The organism is Paenibacillus sp. FSL R5-0713, assembly GCF_037973325.1.
Classification (GTDB): domain Bacteria; phylum Bacillota; class Bacilli; order Paenibacillales; family Paenibacillaceae; genus Paenibacillus.
Map to the genome: position 1 here is coordinate 1,615,473 of NZ_CP150229.1, position 16,168 is coordinate 1,631,640.

The window sequence follows — 16,168 nt, forward strand, 5'->3', positions numbered from 1 at the left end:
ACAAGATATGAGCCAGTTCAAAAACAAGTACAGAAAAATAAGAAGTCAATTCAGTCACGATCTGCTTAAGGCAATGCAAGCAAACGCAGCCTTGGCAATGCTCTGCATCGTTACGTATGAAGCCAGTAAGCACAGATCACATATTATGAAAATTTGGTCAATGAGCATTAACCATCCAAGTTTCCAAGAGGAGTACAAAGCGAAATTGATAGGAAAACACTTAACGGGAGATAACGAAATATTCAGATCACTACATTTCGCATTACCAGAATTAGCAAGCAAGTACAGATGGAAAATACCTCGGGATATGGCGTTGGGCGATGCATACGGCGTCGCATTGTCAGTTCTTCGGGCTCCCAAGGAAGGAGCGGATAAGCATGAGTAAAAACGTATTGTTCGATGCATCAAAAGAAATAATCTGTGCCACTGCTGAACACATGAACAAAGAGGATCGGTTAACAATAATTGCACCATTATCCGGTAACGCCAGTGTACACGCACCATCAAGGAGTGGAAAACACAAGGGATACCATCGCATCAAGTGTGAAATATGGATTCCTGAGGACGCTATAAAGGGCGAGGACGCGTTAACAGACTTCGGGGCATTCATGATGCTCAGCTTACCTAAAAATCGCGTACAACCGCATTTGGGTGGGGAAGGAGCGGATACAGAATGATAGAGTGGCGAAAATACGACAAAGGTAACGACCAAATGATCATAGCTGATGAAGAATACCTTGTGACTGATGGTAAACGCATTAATTTTTTCAAATACACTCGCTTTGGAGAGGGATATGAGTGGACTGATTCGGTCGGTTTCCCTATCAACGGCGTAACACATTGGGCACCTATCAACCTGCCTGGGGAGGAAGAAGCATGAGAGAGATCAAAGTGCGTGGCCTGAGCGTTGAGGAACTTGTTGGAGATGATCAATGGATTTACGGATTCGGTGTAGATTTTGCTGATATGGTCGATGGGACTACAGAAGCATATTTGTATACTACACATGGAGTGTACCAGGTTCACACTGAGTCGGTTGGGCAGTACACCGGACTAAAGGACAAGAATGGAAAAGAGATATATGAGGGAGAAATATGCAAATGGTTTGATCGAACCCATGACTGGTATCGCAACCCAGATGGTTACCCAGGGAAAATCATCATTGACACTGTAGTCTTCAGTAATGGGAGTTTTAGAACGAAAAAATACGAGGAATTGCTTATCAACCAAGTCATGACCGAACGTCTAAATAAATTAGAAAAGTCTGAGTTTGAGGTCATCGGCAACATATATGAACACCCACACTTACTAGAGGGTAGGGATGAAGCATGAAACTGGCATTAGCATCGGCTTATAACCGTAAACACGATAAATACTTTAACAAACTTGGTATAGGGGTTTCTCGCAGGACTAAAAAATACATTAAGAACTTCTGGCGGAATGAATTTGAAATATACAAGAAATCTGAGGATTATCTCCTCTCGCTTCTTCCGGACTGCAAATGGTGTAACGGCGGCGGCACAATTCGTGAAAGCTTCTGGGACACAGGATACGCTTGCCCAGACTGCAGAGGGACAGGTAAGGACGGATGGCAGTACGACAAGCAAGGGAAGATGGTCATGATGAAAGAGTTCAGCAAACCGAGCAATAACGCAATCAGATTGAAGCGTAAGGGTGTTTTGAAACAGTGGGAGGGTAGGGAGTCTATACCCAAGGAGGATACAAAGGATGGCAGCTAACAACGTATATCTACACTCACAGTTGATGTTTTGGGACGACGAATTGGCCCGGGCAGTGTCTGATCTGCATCACGCAGAGAAGTATGACGACCGTGGAGCAATCGAGTGGCACGAAGAACGGGTACGGTGGGCAAAGATGAAGATAAACGATATACGGGACAGCATGGGAAGTAAAAAAGGAGCTTAGGTGGTGGCCTTATGGACGGATGGATCAAACTCCATCGCAAGATAACAGAGAGCGCGATATTCTCCGACCCGGATCTGCTGCGGCTATGGATTTACTGTCTGTCCAGGGCCGCTTATAAGGAGACAACTTGGGTGGTAGAGAAGCAGGAAGTTTTGCTTCAGCCAGGGCAATTCGTAACCGGAAGATTCGCACTTCAACAGGATTATAATGCAGGCGTTGCACCAAGAAAAAAAATCAAGGATACAACGCTGTGGAGCTGGTTAAAGCGATTGGAATCATTCGGCAATCTTGACATCAAATCATACAACAAATACAGCGTAGTGACGGTGGTTAACTGGTCTGAGTATCAAGAGACTTTGACAACAGAACCACAACAGGATGACAACAAACTGACAACAGAACCACAACAAACTGACACAAACAAGAAAGTAAAGAACTTAAAGAATGATAAGAAAGAAAAGAATAAAGAGATTACTCCCAAAATTCAATTTGCTGAATTCGTTTCAATGACTCAAGCGGAATACGACAAATTGATTGAGGGTCATGGTGAACAACAGGTTAAGCGAATGATTGAAATACTGGACAACTACAAAGGCGCAAACAAGAAGAAGTACGCCAGTGATTACAGAGCCATTTTAAACTGGGTTGTTAATCGGGTCCAAGAAGAGGAACGGAAGTTAAAAGTTATACAAGGAGGCGGTCAAAGTGGAAGGTCGCGGATCAATGAACGGAATTTTAGCCAGGATAGAGCATCTCAGAAGCCAACAGAATACAGCGGGACTCCAGGAAGTAAAAGAGTCATTGTTCCCGACGACTTTGAACAGCAGCTCCGGAACTTCGAATGAGGGATGTCCCAAGTGTCACCACACTGGAACGATAACCAATCTGCGATGGGTGGAGGAAGAAGGGTACAAACGGGCAGATGGTAAGCCTATGAAGCGCCAGGCGACAACAGTAGAACTGTGTGACTGCTTTTACGAGCGACAGTTTAAGAACTACAACCCAACGGATGGACTGGCTCCGGATGAAAAAGAATACACCTTCAAAACGGCTGTGATCGACAAGGAGAATGAAACGCAACTCAAGATGGCAATAGACTTTGTGCGAAACATTAAGGACCACATGGACAAAGGAAGTTGGATGTACATCTTTGGTGACGATCGCCGGGCAAAGGAGAAAAATGTATCAGCGTTTGGAACTGGCAAGACATATCTGATGGTGTGTATAGCCAATGCTCTGGCACATCGGCAGATCCCGGGAATCTACGTGACGGAGGAAGATATGTTCTCAGCGATCAAAGAAACATACAACAGAAACAGCAAAAAGACAGACGAAACGGAGTCAGAGGTGCTGGAACGATTCCGCAAGGTTCCTATCTTGATGATCGATGACATATTTACTGCACAGTACAAAGATTGGGCAGAGGACAAGTTGTTCAGCATCCTGAACGGCAGAGAGCGCGAAGGCAAGATAACCATCATGACGAGCAATTATGAGTTGGACCGGATACCAGACAGGCTGCCTATCAACGGAGCAAAGCTGGTGAGCCGGATCAAGGGCAGAATTGGTGAACGAGAGATTGAGATGATAGGCAGAGACCGCAGGCCAGAGAAGCACAACCAATCGGCATAAGGGAGAGGGAAACGGTGAAACAGCCAATCGACGACTACGACCTGATAGATGTGGACTATGAAGAGTTCTTACGCCGGGGTAGAGAAGCATTCGAGAAAAAAGAAATCGAGGAGGAAGCAGCATGAAAAAGAAGCATTGGACATCAGGCGGACAGATCAAGGAGCGGAAACAGACGAAGCATGGCAGACAGAAGGGTGAGCATTACAAGACATACGTCAAAACACGAGTAGAGCCAGGCCCGGACTTCGTGATGGCAAGCCTGGACGTACCGCTTACACCAGAGCAGTCAGACAAGATTATGGAGTTGTACGACTACGGTTGGCTCCGGTCAGACATCGCCAAAGAGGTCGGCGTACCCAAGACACGCGTTAACCATGAGCTGATTGTGAAACGGAGAGGAGGTGGTGCAGCTTGAGGGGCAACAAGTACGGCGCCAAGAAGACAGTATCTGACGGGATCACCTTCGACAGCAAGATGGAGGCAGAGCGGTACCGGATGCTAATGCTGTTAGAGCGTGGCGGCGTGATCAGCGAGTTGACCCTGCAACCCATATTCCAACTGGTGGACCCCTTCACCAAGATGGGCAAAAAGAAACGCGGTATCAAGTACACAGCGGATTTCATGTACAAGCAGGATGGTCAGACGATCGTGGAAGACGTGAAAGGATTCGCAGCCCGAGACTTTTCGTTGAGACGAACCCTGTTCGATGCCAAGTACCCGGACCTGATTTTAAAACTGGTGACCAAGACAAACGGAAGGTGGGAAGAGAAGTGAGTAAAATCTGTCGGTACGTACACGTGGGAGACGGATGGGTACTCCTCGACGAATCTGGGGCGTGTAGAGGGCGTTTGATAGAGTTGGACAGACAAATACTAGGATCGACACAAAAACTTCTCTATGAGCCAACAGGGTGGTTTAAATTGGATGGGTGGAAAGTCGGGAAAAGAGAAACGAGATCAGAAATTGCATGATCGGAAAAGTCAAATGTGACATGTAGCAGATAAACCACAAAATATTGTGTAAAACGGCGAAAAAAGTACTTTTTAACCACAATATGTGCTATAATAAGATATATCATTATTACTATCGGAAAACGGGGTGTATGTAGGTGGAAAAGCAAGAACGCATTGAACAATTACGGTATGAGTTGAGCATTGAAAAGCAACGTGGGGCCATGGCAGATGCGGGTAAGATCGTAGATATCGAGGAAGAAATTGCATACTTGGAGAAGCAAAACGTGGAAGAGTCTCAACAACAGGTCGCCTACATCATGGACAATATGGATTTGGACGGCGTGACCATGCGTGACATGTTTAAAAACGACACACCAGAATCAGCAGAATCAGCATATCAAGTGGTTCGTATCGTGGTGCAGAACACATTGTTAGAGCGTGATGAACACTGGATGGTTCAGATCAAGGAATTACAGGAACGTCTTGCAGCAGAAACAGCAGCGAAAGATGCAGCGCTGGCAAAAGCGGATGAAGCAGGAGAAGCCAATGCCAAACTGGTGACAGAATTGCGTGATGTAAGGTCTGAATTACTTGATATGGAGAGCAAACGTGATGCGGCTGTTGCTCAACTGGAAGAGGTTAAGGCTGAGGTAAGACAGAAAGAAAGCCATATCGATGATCTACGCCAACAGATTGCAGTAGGAGCGGTACAAGCCACTAAGGTAATTGATGTTGGTGACACTATGGCAGCATGGAAAGAGCAGAAGAAACGTGAAGAAGAAGCCAAGCCAGCCATCTACGATGTCGAGTGGGTAGACAACAAGCGCTCCATGAAGAGAGGTAAGCTTGCTGCAACGGACGAAGTAATCACCTTCAACTACCTCGAAGCTGGGAAGTACCGGGAGGTGAGCGCCGAAGAGGCGCCGCAATTTCGAATCACCGAAGAACCCCAACGTGTTGATGAGGATCTGGCACAATCTAACCACGTGGAAGAGAGCGGCGAACTAACGCCTCCCTGGGGATATCCCGAAGAAGACACGACGGAAATCACAACCAACGGACTGGCTGAAGAGCAGCTGGCAGGAAGTGGTACTGAGGAAGCAGAGGGAACAGTTACGCGAGCAGAATTTGAGGAGCTCAAAAGACGCGTGAGTCAACTGGAAGCACCACAAGCGGAGGTAGCGTAATGAACGAAGCGATGATTGCTGTGATTCATGACCACATGACGAAATTGTTTGACCCAGAAGACGAGTGCTTCGCGTACGATCTAAGCACCACGGACGCAACCGAGCTTTTCACATCTATGATCCAAGCGGAAGCATTTCTGTTCAACGAATTAACTAAACAAAAGAAAACATTTCTGGAGTACACACATATGGCTAATCAATTAGTCGTGCAAGACTTGATAGAGAGCAAGGGTGCATGATCTACCATCGCAAAGCAGAAACCGTGAGGGCGATCCGTTTAACGGATTACTCTCCGGCTTTAATTGAGCAGATCCAGGAGTTTACAGGTGGATTGGTACAAAAGGGTCGAGTGATGCAGAAAGTATCACAGCCGTACCTTAGCGTGGTTGTGGAGAAGAATTACTTCAAGGTACTGCAAGGTAGCTGGATCGTACACTCACCCGAAAAGGGATGGAGAGTATACCGGCATCATGAATTTATCCAAGAGTATGAGGAGGGAGAACATGGACAACAATCAGGTGATCAAGCTGCTGACGGATTATAGATCATACAAATTCGCATTGAACAACCTTGGCGGCATGGCGGTAGACAGTGAGATGCAGTGGATGTTCAAGATGGGCATATACGACGAGCGAGTCAGATCGCGTCTGAGCAACCAAGACAGAACCAGTGATCAGGGGCGGTACTCTCGTATCGTCACATTGCTGGAATCGGCTGTAGACTTTGTGCTGAGCGACGATCAGAAGACGATCATCCAGCTCAAGTACATGGAACGCAACAAGATGAACCTGAGCGAGATTGCCGACAGACTGCATAAGGACCGCAAGACGGTATCCACACAGCACAAGAAGGCGCTGAACAGCCTGAGCAAAGCAATGGTGCCGCTCAAGCAGGATTACATGGAGATCACCAACCTTGATCACATGTTCGACCCGGAGTGGGTTTACAAGGAACCAGCGTGATTCCCCATTTTTTACCCACGAATTACGCATTATTTCCCACAAATTCCCCATCGGAAGTGATAAAATACTAGCATAAGGAACATCTGATAAGCGCCGATAGCTATTTGCGCAGTCGTCGTTTACAACGTTCCTTCCTTGCATGCCAAAACTAAGATGTGGTGGCGGAAGATAGACGCTAGGTGCTGTGAGACTGTTACTACGGTAGGCCAATAACCTGCTAATGTCAGAGGGAATACAGTCATGCAGGGGTGGAAGTCCCTTGCCCACATCAACAATAACATCGTGTATAATAACCCCAAAGGAGGGAATGCGATGGAAAACATTGATTTAAGTCAATACCGAGTCAAAGAGGTAATACAACCAGAAATTGAACGAGATGCATTGGATGATAGGATGGATCAAATATATCCAATACTGCAAGACCGAAGCATCCCGGAGAAAAATAAAGAATTACTCCAGCAAGAATACAATCAACTCATGGACATGAAGACCAAGAAAGTATTAAGCGGACCGCTACCTAAGTTGGTGCTGGAAAGAAAATAAGAAACGAGAGAGTGACGGTCAAGCGCCGTTGCTCTTTTTGTTTTTGCCGAAGGCCATCGAGTCCGACCGAATCACCTAGCGAAGCGGCAGCCGGATAGGGTTGGGTCATTAAGAGGAGGGGGTAACAAGAAGCATGGACAAAGAGAAGGTTATACAGATGTGTCAAAGTCAGATGCAAGATATCGCAACAAGGCTGGGCAAGAACATTTCATACGAAGCCAAGGCAGCGCTTATTCAAGCAAGATCAACAGCGTTATTGGCATTAGCTATAGCGACACAGGATAGGAAGGAGGGATAACACATAGTGAAGTTGACGAGAACGATAGCGTTGATGGAACAATATGAGAAATGCCCTAAATGCGGCAACTCTTATGTAGCAAACGGTGAAGGCAAGTTGATCGTGGAAGACACAACATTCCATCGCAGCTGTAAGTGTGGGTGGGAAGTAACTATCGAGGAGTAGAGAGGAAGGTGATACCCATGGCATTGTCAGAAAAGCAAATGAATTTCGTTAACGAGTACATGAAAGACATGAACGGAACAGCCGCTTATCTGCGTGCCGGGTACAAATGTACCGAGGAGGCCGCAAGACGTGCAGCAAGCCGTTTGTTGACAAATGTTGACGTAATGTCCGAAATCGGACAAAGAACGGACAAAATGCAGGAAGAATCCGGTATGAGTGTCCAATGGGTGCTAGACAAGTATAAGGACATTATCATGAACAACCTGACAGAGGACCCTGCTGTTGCTAAAGGAGCATTGGACAGCGTGGCTAAACACTACGGGATGTTCAAGGACAAAGTGGAACACAGTGGTGAGCTGAGCTTTAAAGTTACATTGCCGAAAGGGTTTGGTGACGATGCCGACGATTAACATCGATTTAACCGAGCTGCCGAACCTGACGAATGATCGATTCTATCCGCTCTATACGAATACGGATCGGTACTTGGTGCTCATGGGTGGCGGCGGTTCGGGTAAGTCGGTGTTCACGGCTCAGAAGATCCTGCTACGTATGGTAACTGAGCAGAAGCACCGCATATTAGTATTGCGTAAGGTAGCCAAGACACTGCGTGAATCCGTGTTTATGGAGCTGAAGAATGCGATACACAGATGGGGACTGGAGAAGCTGTTCAAGATCCCGAAGGGCACAAGCTCAGAACTGCATATCAGCTGCGTGAACGGGAATGAGATCCTGTTTGCAGGGCTGGACGATGTAGAGAAGCTGAAGTCCATTTCAGGCGTAACCAGCGTGTGGATGGAAGAAGCAAGCGAGTGTTCACCCGAGGACTTCAGGCAGCTTGACATTCGTCTCCGGGGCAGGACGCAGAACTACAAGCAGATGATGATCACGTTTAACCCGATTGATATTAACCATTGGCTCAAGAAGGAGTTCTTTGACCAGCCGAAGCCGAACGCAACGACGATACACAGCACGTATAAGAACAACAAGTTTCTTGACCAGGAAGCCATCGCAGTACTGGAGGCATTCAAGGAGACTGACCCGTACTTCTATCAGGTGTACGCGCTTGGTGAGTGGGGTGTGCTTGGTAAAACGATATTCAACGCTCAGAAAGTATCTGAACGTATCTCATACCTTCGTGACCATGATCCTGTGGTGCAACGAGGGTATTTTGTTTACGACAAGGATTCAGCAGATAAGATCATCGATAGCTCCATTAAGTGGCTGGCTACCGAGGACGGGTACATCAAAGTGTTTGAGAAGCCTCAGTCCTATATCCCGTATGTGCTTGGCGGTGATACCGCTGGTGATGGGTCAGATAACTTTGTCGGCCAGGTCATCAACAATGTGACAGGCAAGCAAGTGGCAGTGTACAAGAATCAGTTTGACGAGGATCTGTATGCGGAGCAGATGTACTGCCTGGGCAAGCACTACAACAATGCACTGGTAAGTATTGAGACCAACTTCAGCAGCCATCCGGTCAAGGTGCTTTCACGACTGGGTTACACGAACCAGTACGTCAGAGAGCGTGAGGACACGTTTACGGGCTCCGTGGTTAAAGCCTATGGATTTGTCACAGGCAAGCTTACAAGGCCGTCAGCAATCGCTGAGTTGGTTACAGTGGTACGTGAGTCGGTACATTGCATCAACGACATTGATACGTTGAATGAGATGCTTACCTTTGTCCGCAGCGAGAAGGGGAGACCACAAGCTCAGGAAGGCGCACACGATGACTTGATTATGGCGCTGGCAATAGCGTATTACAGCCGAGGACAGCAGGATGACAAGGTGCTGCAGAAGGCAATAGAAGCAACCGTGACCCCGTTCCCATTCCGGACGGACACAGAAAGCACAGGAGGTGGATATCTGGAATGGTAGACGATGCAATCAAACTGGGTGAGCTGCTGAGGCTGCCGAACCTTGAGCAAGAGACGATCACGCTGATCAACGGCAAGATGCGTGAAATGATTGGCGACATCAAGCCGCTTACACCAGCACAGAAGCAGGATATTCAGAGTCTGATGGATGAGTGGACCGGCGGTAAACAGGGAGGTGAGCAATAGTGAAGGATGCAACGCTGGATAAGCTGGCAGGCGAGATGCAGAAGCAGTATCAGGATGGGCTGTCATACAAGCGTAGGATGGGATTCCTGGACAAGTGGCCTGAGTACGAGCGGTTCAAAGCAGGTGACCAGTGGCCTGCGGCTACACAGCGCACCAAACATTTGCCGCGTCCGGTATTCAACGTTATTAAGATGATCGAGACGCACAAGGTCGCTACCGTCATGAGTGAGCAGATCAAGATGGTGTACAGCGCTCAGGAGATCGTAGAAGACAACCAGATGGACGTAGATGTGGGTGAGCTGTTCTCAAGGTACTCCGAGGCAACCTGGGAGCGTATCAAGCAGGACGAGCTCAACGAGGAAGCGTTGGACATTGCAGCCAACACTGGCACATGCGTACTGCACTATTACTGGGACAACAACGTCAAAGGCGGGAAGGCATATCCTTGGGTTGGAGAGATGGAGGGCGAGGTTCTTGATCCTATCAATGTGTTCTTTGGTAATCCCCAGCAACGTAATGTGCAGAAGCAAAATTATATCATTATCAGTAGCCGTGAACTGGTATCCAGTGTTAAAGATTATGCCAAGAACAATGGAGTCAGCAATGCGATGCTTGGTCAGATCAAACCGGACAAGGAGACGACAGATCAGGGGTATGACATGGCGAAGGTGGAGCTAAACGACACCAGTAAGGTGACTGTGCTCACCAAGTACTGGAAGGAAGACGGCAAGATCATGTTTGCCAAGACGACCTGCGGTATCACCCTCAAAAAGCCAACAGACACAGGCCTCAGCCGCTATCCTATCGCAGTCATGCAGTGGGAGAGACGGAAGAAGTCTATTTTTGGTATCGGTGACACGGAGGGATTGATTCCGAACCAGAAGGCAGTCAACATGCTGGTAGCCATGCAGATCCTGTCTGTGCAGCTTACAGGTTGGCCGAAGATGGTTATAAGACCAGGGTCAGTCGATCAGTCGAAGATTACCAATGCGCCGGGTGAGATCATTCAAGACAACTCAGCACCAGGCACGGGTGATGGTGTGAAGTACCTGAACCCGGGTGCAATCAGTTCCAGTGCTGCCAACTTGGTTGAAGCAATTCTTAGTTACACCCGGCAAATGACTGGAGCAGACGAAGCAGCCACAGGCTCAGCGCCATCAGCGCAGTTGAACGCCACGGCAATCATGCTGCTGCAGAAGGCTGCTGCCATACCGATTGAGTCAATCAAGCGGCGTTTCTATCGTCTTATTGAGGATGTTGGCCGGATCTGGGAGGACTTCTTCAAGGTGAAGTACAACCTACCGCGTCAAGTGAAGCTGAAGGATGATGACGGTGAAGAGTATGCACAGATGTTCAACGGTTCGCAGTTCCAAGACACTGATCTGAACCTGAAGATTGATGTCGGCCCTAGCTCAACATATTCCGAATCCCTGGTACTCAGTAGCTTAAATGATGCACTTAACCGAGGAAACATCACGTATGAGGAGTTCTTAATGTTCGCGCCACGCAATGTTGTTCCGTTCCGGGACCGTCTCATGAAGAGAATGGAAGAGAAGAAAGGCATCGTGGGACAAATTGAGCAGTTTGTATCCAACATGCAGCCGCAGGAACAGGAGATGTTTGCGAGTATGACGCCTGAAGAGCAATTAATGCTGATTCAACAGGCTGTATTGCCTCAGCAACAACCGCCACAAGCTATGCCAATGCAAACTGGGCTACCAGCACCGCAGGCCATGGCGCCTACGGGAGTCTATTAGGGAGGTGAGACGGGTTCATTAGTTTACAGGGGGAAGAAACTCTACAAAACAGGAGGTTCTTACAATGACAAAGGTAAACGTACAGCCCGAAGGACAGACGAATGGTGATCAAATGACGCAGTTTACAGAGGTAGCCTGGAAGAAGTCGGCAACATATTCGTTTGATATGAAGCAGGATCACTTTTATTTGCTCAACCAAGGCAATGAAGTGGTGGAGGTGAAGGTCGGAGGACAGACGCGGACCATTGATCCTGGTGAATCGTGGGGCGAGGAACTGGAGTACAACAGCTTTAGCGTCAAGGCACTGACCGATGATGACGATAGAGGCGCACAATTCCATGCGATTGCCACAGTCTATGGTATTCCGGGCATTGACCGCATCAAGGGGCTGCAAGACGACTTCAATAACGCGAATAAGTAAAACAACGGGCTTCTGCTGAGACTGCAGGGGCCCTTTCTATATACAATTTTGCTCCTACCATAGAGCAGGGAGGTTTCACAAATGAGCGAATTCGCCAACCATAGCGAAGAGATTGCACCAGAAGCACAAGAAACGGTCGAGCAAGTGGCCGACACGCAAGTTGAGACACAAATAGAAGGGCAAGATTCCCCACCACAGGAAGAGCCCAGAGGGATAAAGGTCAAGTACAACAAGGAAGAACGCTTTGTGCCAGAGGATGAGGTACCGAATTGGGTTCAGAAAGGTTTGAACTACGACAAGATATCCGAAAAAGCCCAGCAAGCCGAGCGTTATCAGGAAATGCTTGATCGCACAGCTAAATATTACGGGTACCCCGACTCAGATTCTTACATGCAAGCATTGGAACAGGCCGAAATGGAGCAAAGGATCCAGGAAGAGGCAGAGAAACTGGGCGTTGGCGAAAATGTCATCCGTGACCACCTACAACCGCTGAACCAGAAGGTTAGCGAGTACGAAAAGCAACTAAACGAGTTGAGGGAAGCGGACTTGGTTCGCAAGGTAGAGTCGCAGATCCAGAGCATGGAGAACGACACAGCCAACTTCCCTGACTTTGGCAAATACAAGAACGATGTAATCAACATGGCTGCATCCAACGGCTACTCGCTTGACGTGGCTTACAAGATCGTTACATACGACGAGCGCGTCAACACGGCCAGGGCGCAAGCCGAACAAGAGGCAATACGAAAACTACAACAAAACGCGGATAGCTCAACCGGTTCTCTCGGTGCTGATGCGCCTGACCCACAGGGTGGATACATGAGTATGACCCCGGCAGAGCGTAAAGCATTCAGGGACAGCAGGCGGGGCCGCGCAATCTAAGGAGATGACTATTCATGGCAACATTAGTACAAGGATATAACCCAACCACAGGCGTAAACGCATTGACAGCAGAACAAGCAGAGTTTTACCAAGACGAATTGCTGGAACGTTTGATTCCGGAGCTACAATGGACCAAATTCGGTGAGAAGAACAAGAACATTCCGAAGCGTAAGGGTGCAACGACCAGCTTCCGCCGCCTGAACTCCTTGGCTGTAAACACCACAGCGTTGACCGAGGGTGTTACTCCAGACGGTGTGAACTTGGACATCGTGAAGATTACAGCGGTCATCCAAGAGTACGGCGCTTGGACAAAGATCTCTGACTTTATCGATATGACAGGTCTGGACCCACTGTTGCAAGAGGCATCCGGTTTGATGGGGGAAAACGCGGGTGAATCGATTGATACCATCGTTCGTGATGTTGTCGCAGCAGGTACAAACGTGTTCTATGCAAACGGCAAGACATCTCGCGCCAACCTTTTGCCAGCGGACAAGATCACTGCACTGGACATCCTGAAAGTACGCCGGACCATGAAGCGTAACAAAGTTAAGCCGATCCGCTTGCCGAACGGTGGTTCTGGATATGTGGCAATGGTTCATCCTGACGTTGCACTGGACATCATGCAACTGCAAGAGTGGAAGGATCAGAACACCTACGTGGACACCAAGAACCGCGAGGAAGGTATCTTGGGCAAGATGTATGGTATTTACTTCATGGAGGTAGATAACGGCGTTAAATTCGCTTCTGGTTCGGCTGGTGCACCTGCTGCCAATGATGCGTACGCTACAATCTTTCTTGGTCGTGGTGCTTACGGCTTGCCGGATATCGAGGGTTCCATGAAGCCTGAGATTATCGTTCACCCTGCTGGTTCTGGCGGTGTCGCGGATCCACTGAATCAATTCAACACTGTCGCTTGGAAATGCGCGTTTGCCACGGTTCGTCTGCAAGAGTTGGCTATCGTGCGTTACGAGTCTGGTGCAACTGTATAACATACGGAGCCTTCGGGCTCCTTTTAATTTGAGGAGGAAACAATAATGGCAGCAGCTAAAGAGGCAGAGAAAACACCAGAACAAATGCAAATGGAAGAGAAAGCATACGAACGTCAAGCAGCAGAAGCAGAGAGAAGTGTACTGGAGCAACTGAAGGCAATGCCTAAAGTGACTATTCTGATCCCTGATGATCCCACTAACCCGGATGACAAGGTATTGCCTATCGGATTCAACGGCGTCATTTACACGGTGCCGCGCGGTAAACCAGTAGAAGTGCCGCAGGCTATTGCAGAGATTTACAACTATTCCTACACGATGACACGTGAGGTTAACCAGCGTATCGAAAACAGCACCAAGAAGGAAATCAAAGGCATGTGACAAGGCCCCATAGGGGCTTTTTCCTGTTTGAAGGAGTGATAATGTGAAACTACAGGAGATTCTTGAAGAGATTAGTGAGAAGTACCCGCATAGCCTGTCCAATGATAGTGTGATCCGGAAGATTAACCAGGTGCAAAACGAACTGTTTCGTACCACAGCAAAGATAAAAACCATGGCGATATACCACCTGAAAGAAGGCATCTTCGCTTACACATTGCCTTTCCCTCGCACTTCGTTGTCGGATGTGGTCGTACAGGGTCAGGAATACATGTACCAGGACAGTAAGAAATCAGCGAATGAACCATTTTACTATTTCGTGGGTTCGAATGGTCTTGGTATATATCCCACACCTGATAAGGATGTTGAGAATGGCCTGTCGCTGTTCTACTACAGGTATCCAAACCAACTGGTGTCTACCAATCTGGACGCTGTTCCTGAGCTTGACCAGGACTTCCACAGCCTGTTGATTTATGGTGCGTTGGTACAAATTGCTGAGAACTACAGTGATGTGGCAATGGTAAATAACTTTGCTTCACGGTATAACGGGCTCATGGATGAGTTTAAGAAAGCTGATGATGAAACCCCGGATTACCCTGTTATTGAAGATGTTATGGGGGTGTGGTAATGAGTCAATCATCAGAGAAAATTGCACAACAGTATATCGACGGTGGCGTGGTTCCGGCTGATTTGGTGTCACAGGACGCAGCAACCAAAGTGTATGTGGATGATCAAATGGAAATTAGAGATGGGCGCATTGATGCAACCGAATCACAGATTGCCACCAACAAGTCTACTATGGATACGCACATTGCGGATACAAGTGTACACGTGACGACAGCAGAGAAGCTGGCTTACAACAATCACATTGCCAACACAGACATCCATGTCACGACTACGGACAAAACCAATTGGAACAGTAAGGCACCGGGTTCCACGGCAACGGATCTACAAGCCCACGTAGGCAACAGCGTAATTCATACAACGCAGGCAGAGCATGACAAACTTGCAAATATCCAAGCTGGCGCACAGGTTAACCAGAACGCATTCTCGAAGGTAAACAGCTTGTCAGCCGCATCGACAACAGATGAATTTTTCATCGTCGGTGATATTGGTATCACAGTTACAACTAATCCAATTACAAAAGAGGTACGTATCACAGCGACAGGCTCAGCCACCCCAGGTGCGCATGCTTCTACACACATCACAGGCGGTACTGATGTGATCGCTGATGCTGTAACCAATGGGAACTCCGGGCTCATGAGCGGCGCTGATGCTCAATTCGTGAGAGTGGACGGTGAGACCAAGACAGGCGCACAAACCAAAGTGGATACCCACGGCAACCTAACCTCAGCACACGGAGCCGTTAGCGCTCCCACAGCAAGCAGATTGATCATTCGAGACACAGCAGGCCGTGCACAAGTAGCAGCACCAAGCGCGGCAGCAGACATAGCAAGGTTGGATACAGTAACTGGCCAGGTAGGGACGTTGTCGGACTTGCAAACAACCGCCAAAGGAAACACAGTTGCCGCCATCAATGAGGTTTTTCAATCTGGCGTTAGTGCGAAACAAGGCGTCGTGGATGCCATTAACGCCAAAGGTGGTAGTGCATCCACAAGTGACAGTTGGGCGACACTCGCGTCAAAAATTCAAAGCATCAGCACTGGCAAAAAATTTGCATCTGGTACAATAACCGCGAGTGCAACCACCAGGACATTCACCCAGCGTAATACCAGTACATCAACACGTAGGTTTGTTGAGATATCAGGACTCGGATTTCGGCCCAAAACGATTATTCTTCGGTTAGGTATCCTTTCTAACGTTGTTGATGGCGCGTTTTTACAGCTATCGCCAATAGGGGGTGCTGAAGAATACGGTGTAATGAATAACGGTGACGTGCCAAGAATTTACGAATTGTCGGGATCAGGCACTCGTACAATAGATGGTTACATTAACGATTCTGTAGCGTTGCTTCCCGTAGCATCAAGCGGTGAATATGCCTATTATGCATATGAATAAGG

27 protein-coding genes are annotated in these 16,168 nt (G+C 48.0%); all 27 read left to right on the forward strand.

The annotated features are described in order from the left end of the window. Nucleotides 1–7 precede the first annotated feature (7 nt). The 27 genes from MKZ12_RS07170 to MKZ12_RS07300 all read left to right on the forward strand — a co-directional run bounded on the left by MKZ12_RS07170 (nucleotide 8) and on the right by MKZ12_RS07300 (nucleotide 16,166). Nucleotides 8–385 carry a hypothetical protein gene (locus tag MKZ12_RS07170; protein ID WP_339259550.1) on the forward strand — a complete coding sequence of 126 codons (378 nt, stop codon included), beginning with the start codon at nucleotides 8–10 and terminating at the stop codon, nucleotides 383–385. Then, on the forward strand, nucleotides 378–677 hold the full coding sequence (locus MKZ12_RS07175; protein ID WP_339259552.1) for a hypothetical protein: 300 nt from the start codon (nucleotides 378–380) through the stop codon (nucleotides 675–677). The genes MKZ12_RS07170 and MKZ12_RS07175 overlap by 8 nt, the downstream gene beginning before the upstream one ends. Next, on the forward strand, nucleotides 674–880 hold the full coding sequence (locus tag MKZ12_RS07180; protein ID WP_339259554.1) for a hypothetical protein: 207 nt from the start codon (nucleotides 674–676) through the stop codon (nucleotides 878–880). Before MKZ12_RS07175 ends, MKZ12_RS07180 begins: the two co-directional genes overlap by 4 nt. Then, nucleotides 877–1,332: a YopX family protein gene (locus MKZ12_RS07185; protein WP_339259556.1), complete on the forward strand. Its 456-nt coding sequence runs from the start codon at nucleotides 877–879 to the stop codon at nucleotides 1,330–1,332. Before MKZ12_RS07180 ends, MKZ12_RS07185 begins: the two co-directional genes overlap by 4 nt. Then, entirely contained in the window at nucleotides 1,329–1,739 is a 411-nt protein-coding gene (locus tag MKZ12_RS07190) for a hypothetical protein (RefSeq protein WP_339259558.1), read from the forward strand. The genes MKZ12_RS07185 and MKZ12_RS07190 overlap by 4 nt, the downstream gene beginning before the upstream one ends. Then, on the forward strand, nucleotides 1,729–1,926 hold the full coding sequence (locus MKZ12_RS07195; protein WP_339259560.1) for a hypothetical protein: 198 nt from the start codon (nucleotides 1,729–1,731) through the stop codon (nucleotides 1,924–1,926). Before MKZ12_RS07190 ends, MKZ12_RS07195 begins: the two co-directional genes overlap by 11 nt. Before the next feature lie 131 nt (nucleotides 1,927–2,057). Continuing rightward, nucleotides 2,058–2,771 carry a hypothetical protein gene (locus MKZ12_RS07200; protein WP_339259562.1) on the forward strand — a complete coding sequence of 238 codons (714 nt, stop codon included), beginning with the start codon at nucleotides 2,058–2,060 and terminating at the stop codon, nucleotides 2,769–2,771. After that, complete coding sequence (locus tag MKZ12_RS07205) at nucleotides 2,728–3,558, forward strand: DnaA/Hda family protein (RefSeq protein WP_339259564.1); 831 nt, start codon at nucleotides 2,728–2,730, stop codon at nucleotides 3,556–3,558. The genes MKZ12_RS07200 and MKZ12_RS07205 overlap by 44 nt, the downstream gene beginning before the upstream one ends. A 121-nt stretch (nucleotides 3,559–3,679) precedes the next feature. Further along, nucleotides 3,680–3,973 carry a hypothetical protein gene (locus MKZ12_RS07210; RefSeq protein WP_339259565.1) on the forward strand — a complete coding sequence of 98 codons (294 nt, stop codon included), beginning with the start codon at nucleotides 3,680–3,682 and terminating at the stop codon, nucleotides 3,971–3,973. Then, entirely contained in the window at nucleotides 3,970–4,332 is a 363-nt protein-coding gene (locus MKZ12_RS07215; protein ID WP_339259567.1) for a DUF1064 domain-containing protein, read from the forward strand. Before MKZ12_RS07210 ends, MKZ12_RS07215 begins: the two co-directional genes overlap by 4 nt. A gap of 334 nt (nucleotides 4,333–4,666) precedes the next feature. Then, nucleotides 4,667–5,698 (forward strand): hypothetical protein, encoded by a 1,032-nt coding sequence (locus tag MKZ12_RS07220; RefSeq protein ID WP_339259569.1) that lies wholly within the window; start codon nucleotides 4,667–4,669, stop codon nucleotides 5,696–5,698. After that, complete coding sequence (locus tag MKZ12_RS07225; RefSeq protein ID WP_339259571.1) at nucleotides 5,698–5,937, forward strand: hypothetical protein; 240 nt, start codon at nucleotides 5,698–5,700, stop codon at nucleotides 5,935–5,937. The genes MKZ12_RS07220 and MKZ12_RS07225 overlap by 1 nt, the downstream gene beginning before the upstream one ends. Continuing rightward, nucleotides 5,934–6,242, forward strand: a complete 309-nt coding sequence (locus MKZ12_RS07230) for a hypothetical protein (protein ID WP_339259572.1) — start codon at nucleotides 5,934–5,936, stop codon at nucleotides 6,240–6,242. Before MKZ12_RS07225 ends, MKZ12_RS07230 begins: the two co-directional genes overlap by 4 nt. Further along, nucleotides 6,202–6,660, forward strand: coding sequence for a sigma-70 family RNA polymerase sigma factor (locus MKZ12_RS07235; RefSeq protein WP_190945479.1), 459 nt, complete (start codon nucleotides 6,202–6,204; stop codon nucleotides 6,658–6,660). Before MKZ12_RS07230 ends, MKZ12_RS07235 begins: the two co-directional genes overlap by 41 nt. A gap of 312 nt (nucleotides 6,661–6,972) precedes the next feature. Beyond that, nucleotides 6,973–7,203, forward strand: coding sequence for a hypothetical protein (locus MKZ12_RS07240; protein WP_339259574.1), 231 nt, complete (start codon nucleotides 6,973–6,975; stop codon nucleotides 7,201–7,203). 133 nt (nucleotides 7,204–7,336) lie between these two features. Further along, nucleotides 7,337–7,501, forward strand: a complete 165-nt coding sequence (locus tag MKZ12_RS07245; protein WP_339259576.1) for a hypothetical protein — start codon at nucleotides 7,337–7,339, stop codon at nucleotides 7,499–7,501. Between the two features lie 6 nt (nucleotides 7,502–7,507). Continuing rightward, on the forward strand, nucleotides 7,508–7,666 hold the full coding sequence (locus MKZ12_RS07250) for a DUF3797 domain-containing protein (RefSeq protein WP_339259578.1): 159 nt from the start codon (nucleotides 7,508–7,510) through the stop codon (nucleotides 7,664–7,666). Between the two features lie 17 nt (nucleotides 7,667–7,683). Further along, nucleotides 7,684–8,076, forward strand: coding sequence for a terminase small subunit (locus MKZ12_RS07255; protein ID WP_339259580.1), 393 nt, complete (start codon nucleotides 7,684–7,686; stop codon nucleotides 8,074–8,076). Beyond that, on the forward strand, nucleotides 8,063–9,541 hold the full coding sequence (locus MKZ12_RS07260) for a PBSX family phage terminase large subunit (RefSeq protein WP_339259582.1): 1,479 nt from the start codon (nucleotides 8,063–8,065) through the stop codon (nucleotides 9,539–9,541). Before MKZ12_RS07255 ends, MKZ12_RS07260 begins: the two co-directional genes overlap by 14 nt. Further along, a complete protein-coding gene (locus MKZ12_RS07265; protein ID WP_339259584.1) occupies nucleotides 9,535–9,726 on the forward strand; it encodes a hypothetical protein in 192 nt (63 codons plus the stop codon). Before MKZ12_RS07260 ends, MKZ12_RS07265 begins: the two co-directional genes overlap by 7 nt. Next, nucleotides 9,726–11,483 carry a hypothetical protein gene (locus MKZ12_RS07270; RefSeq protein ID WP_339259586.1) on the forward strand — a complete coding sequence of 586 codons (1,758 nt, stop codon included), beginning with the start codon at nucleotides 9,726–9,728 and terminating at the stop codon, nucleotides 11,481–11,483. Before MKZ12_RS07265 ends, MKZ12_RS07270 begins: the two co-directional genes overlap by 1 nt. A 64-nt stretch (nucleotides 11,484–11,547) precedes the next feature. After that, entirely contained in the window at nucleotides 11,548–11,904 is a 357-nt protein-coding gene (locus MKZ12_RS07275) for a hypothetical protein (RefSeq protein WP_339259587.1), read from the forward strand. An 81-nt stretch (nucleotides 11,905–11,985) separates the two neighbouring features. Beyond that, on the forward strand, nucleotides 11,986–12,783 hold the full coding sequence (locus MKZ12_RS07280; RefSeq protein ID WP_339259588.1) for a hypothetical protein: 798 nt from the start codon (nucleotides 11,986–11,988) through the stop codon (nucleotides 12,781–12,783). Between the two features lie 14 nt (nucleotides 12,784–12,797). Further along, the gene (locus tag MKZ12_RS07285; RefSeq protein WP_339259590.1) at nucleotides 12,798–13,772 is read left to right on the forward strand and encodes a N4-gp56 family major capsid protein; all 975 of its coding nucleotides are present in this window, start codon (nucleotides 12,798–12,800) and stop codon (nucleotides 13,770–13,772) included. A gap of 45 nt (nucleotides 13,773–13,817) precedes the next feature. Then, a complete protein-coding gene (locus tag MKZ12_RS07290) occupies nucleotides 13,818–14,150 on the forward strand; it encodes a hypothetical protein (RefSeq protein ID WP_339259592.1) in 333 nt (110 codons plus the stop codon). 43 nt (nucleotides 14,151–14,193) lie between these two features. After that, on the forward strand, nucleotides 14,194–14,775 hold the full coding sequence (locus tag MKZ12_RS07295; RefSeq protein WP_339259593.1) for a hypothetical protein: 582 nt from the start codon (nucleotides 14,194–14,196) through the stop codon (nucleotides 14,773–14,775). After that, nucleotides 14,775–16,166 carry a hypothetical protein gene (locus tag MKZ12_RS07300; protein WP_339259595.1) on the forward strand — a complete coding sequence of 464 codons (1,392 nt, stop codon included), beginning with the start codon at nucleotides 14,775–14,777 and terminating at the stop codon, nucleotides 16,164–16,166. Before MKZ12_RS07295 ends, MKZ12_RS07300 begins: the two co-directional genes overlap by 1 nt. Nucleotides 16,167–16,168: the final 2 nt, after the last annotated feature.

Coding starts and splice junctions, on each gene's coding strand:
- MKZ12_RS07170 (WP_339259550.1), top strand. CDS start 8: ATGAGCCAGTTCAAAAACAAGTACAGAAAAATAAGAAGTCAATTCAGT.
- MKZ12_RS07175 (WP_339259552.1), top strand. CDS start 378: ATGAGTAAAAACGTATTGTTCGATGCATCAAAAGAAATAATCTGTGCC.
- MKZ12_RS07180 (WP_339259554.1), top strand. CDS start 674: ATGATAGAGTGGCGAAAATACGACAAAGGTAACGACCAAATGATCATA.
- MKZ12_RS07185 (WP_339259556.1), top strand. CDS start 877: ATGAGAGAGATCAAAGTGCGTGGCCTGAGCGTTGAGGAACTTGTTGGA.
- MKZ12_RS07190 (WP_339259558.1), top strand. CDS start 1,329: ATGAAACTGGCATTAGCATCGGCTTATAACCGTAAACACGATAAATAC.
- MKZ12_RS07195 (WP_339259560.1), top strand. CDS start 1,729: ATGGCAGCTAACAACGTATATCTACACTCACAGTTGATGTTTTGGGAC.
- MKZ12_RS07210 (WP_339259565.1), top strand. CDS start 3,680: ATGAAAAAGAAGCATTGGACATCAGGCGGACAGATCAAGGAGCGGAAA.
- MKZ12_RS07225 (WP_339259571.1), top strand. CDS start 5,698: ATGAACGAAGCGATGATTGCTGTGATTCATGACCACATGACGAAATTG.
- MKZ12_RS07230 (WP_339259572.1), top strand. CDS start 5,934: ATGATCTACCATCGCAAAGCAGAAACCGTGAGGGCGATCCGTTTAACG.
- MKZ12_RS07235 (WP_190945479.1), top strand. CDS start 6,202: ATGGACAACAATCAGGTGATCAAGCTGCTGACGGATTATAGATCATAC.
- MKZ12_RS07240 (WP_339259574.1), top strand. CDS start 6,973: ATGGAAAACATTGATTTAAGTCAATACCGAGTCAAAGAGGTAATACAA.
- MKZ12_RS07245 (WP_339259576.1), top strand. CDS start 7,337: ATGGACAAAGAGAAGGTTATACAGATGTGTCAAAGTCAGATGCAAGAT.
- MKZ12_RS07255 (WP_339259580.1), top strand. CDS start 7,684: ATGGCATTGTCAGAAAAGCAAATGAATTTCGTTAACGAGTACATGAAA.
- MKZ12_RS07260 (WP_339259582.1), top strand. CDS start 8,063: ATGCCGACGATTAACATCGATTTAACCGAGCTGCCGAACCTGACGAAT.
- MKZ12_RS07265 (WP_339259584.1), top strand. CDS start 9,535: ATGGTAGACGATGCAATCAAACTGGGTGAGCTGCTGAGGCTGCCGAAC.
- MKZ12_RS07275 (WP_339259587.1), top strand. CDS start 11,548: ATGACAAAGGTAAACGTACAGCCCGAAGGACAGACGAATGGTGATCAA.
- MKZ12_RS07280 (WP_339259588.1), top strand. CDS start 11,986: ATGAGCGAATTCGCCAACCATAGCGAAGAGATTGCACCAGAAGCACAA.
- MKZ12_RS07285 (WP_339259590.1), top strand. CDS start 12,798: ATGGCAACATTAGTACAAGGATATAACCCAACCACAGGCGTAAACGCA.
- MKZ12_RS07290 (WP_339259592.1), top strand. CDS start 13,818: ATGGCAGCAGCTAAAGAGGCAGAGAAAACACCAGAACAAATGCAAATG.
- MKZ12_RS07300 (WP_339259595.1), top strand. CDS start 14,775: ATGAGTCAATCATCAGAGAAAATTGCACAACAGTATATCGACGGTGGC.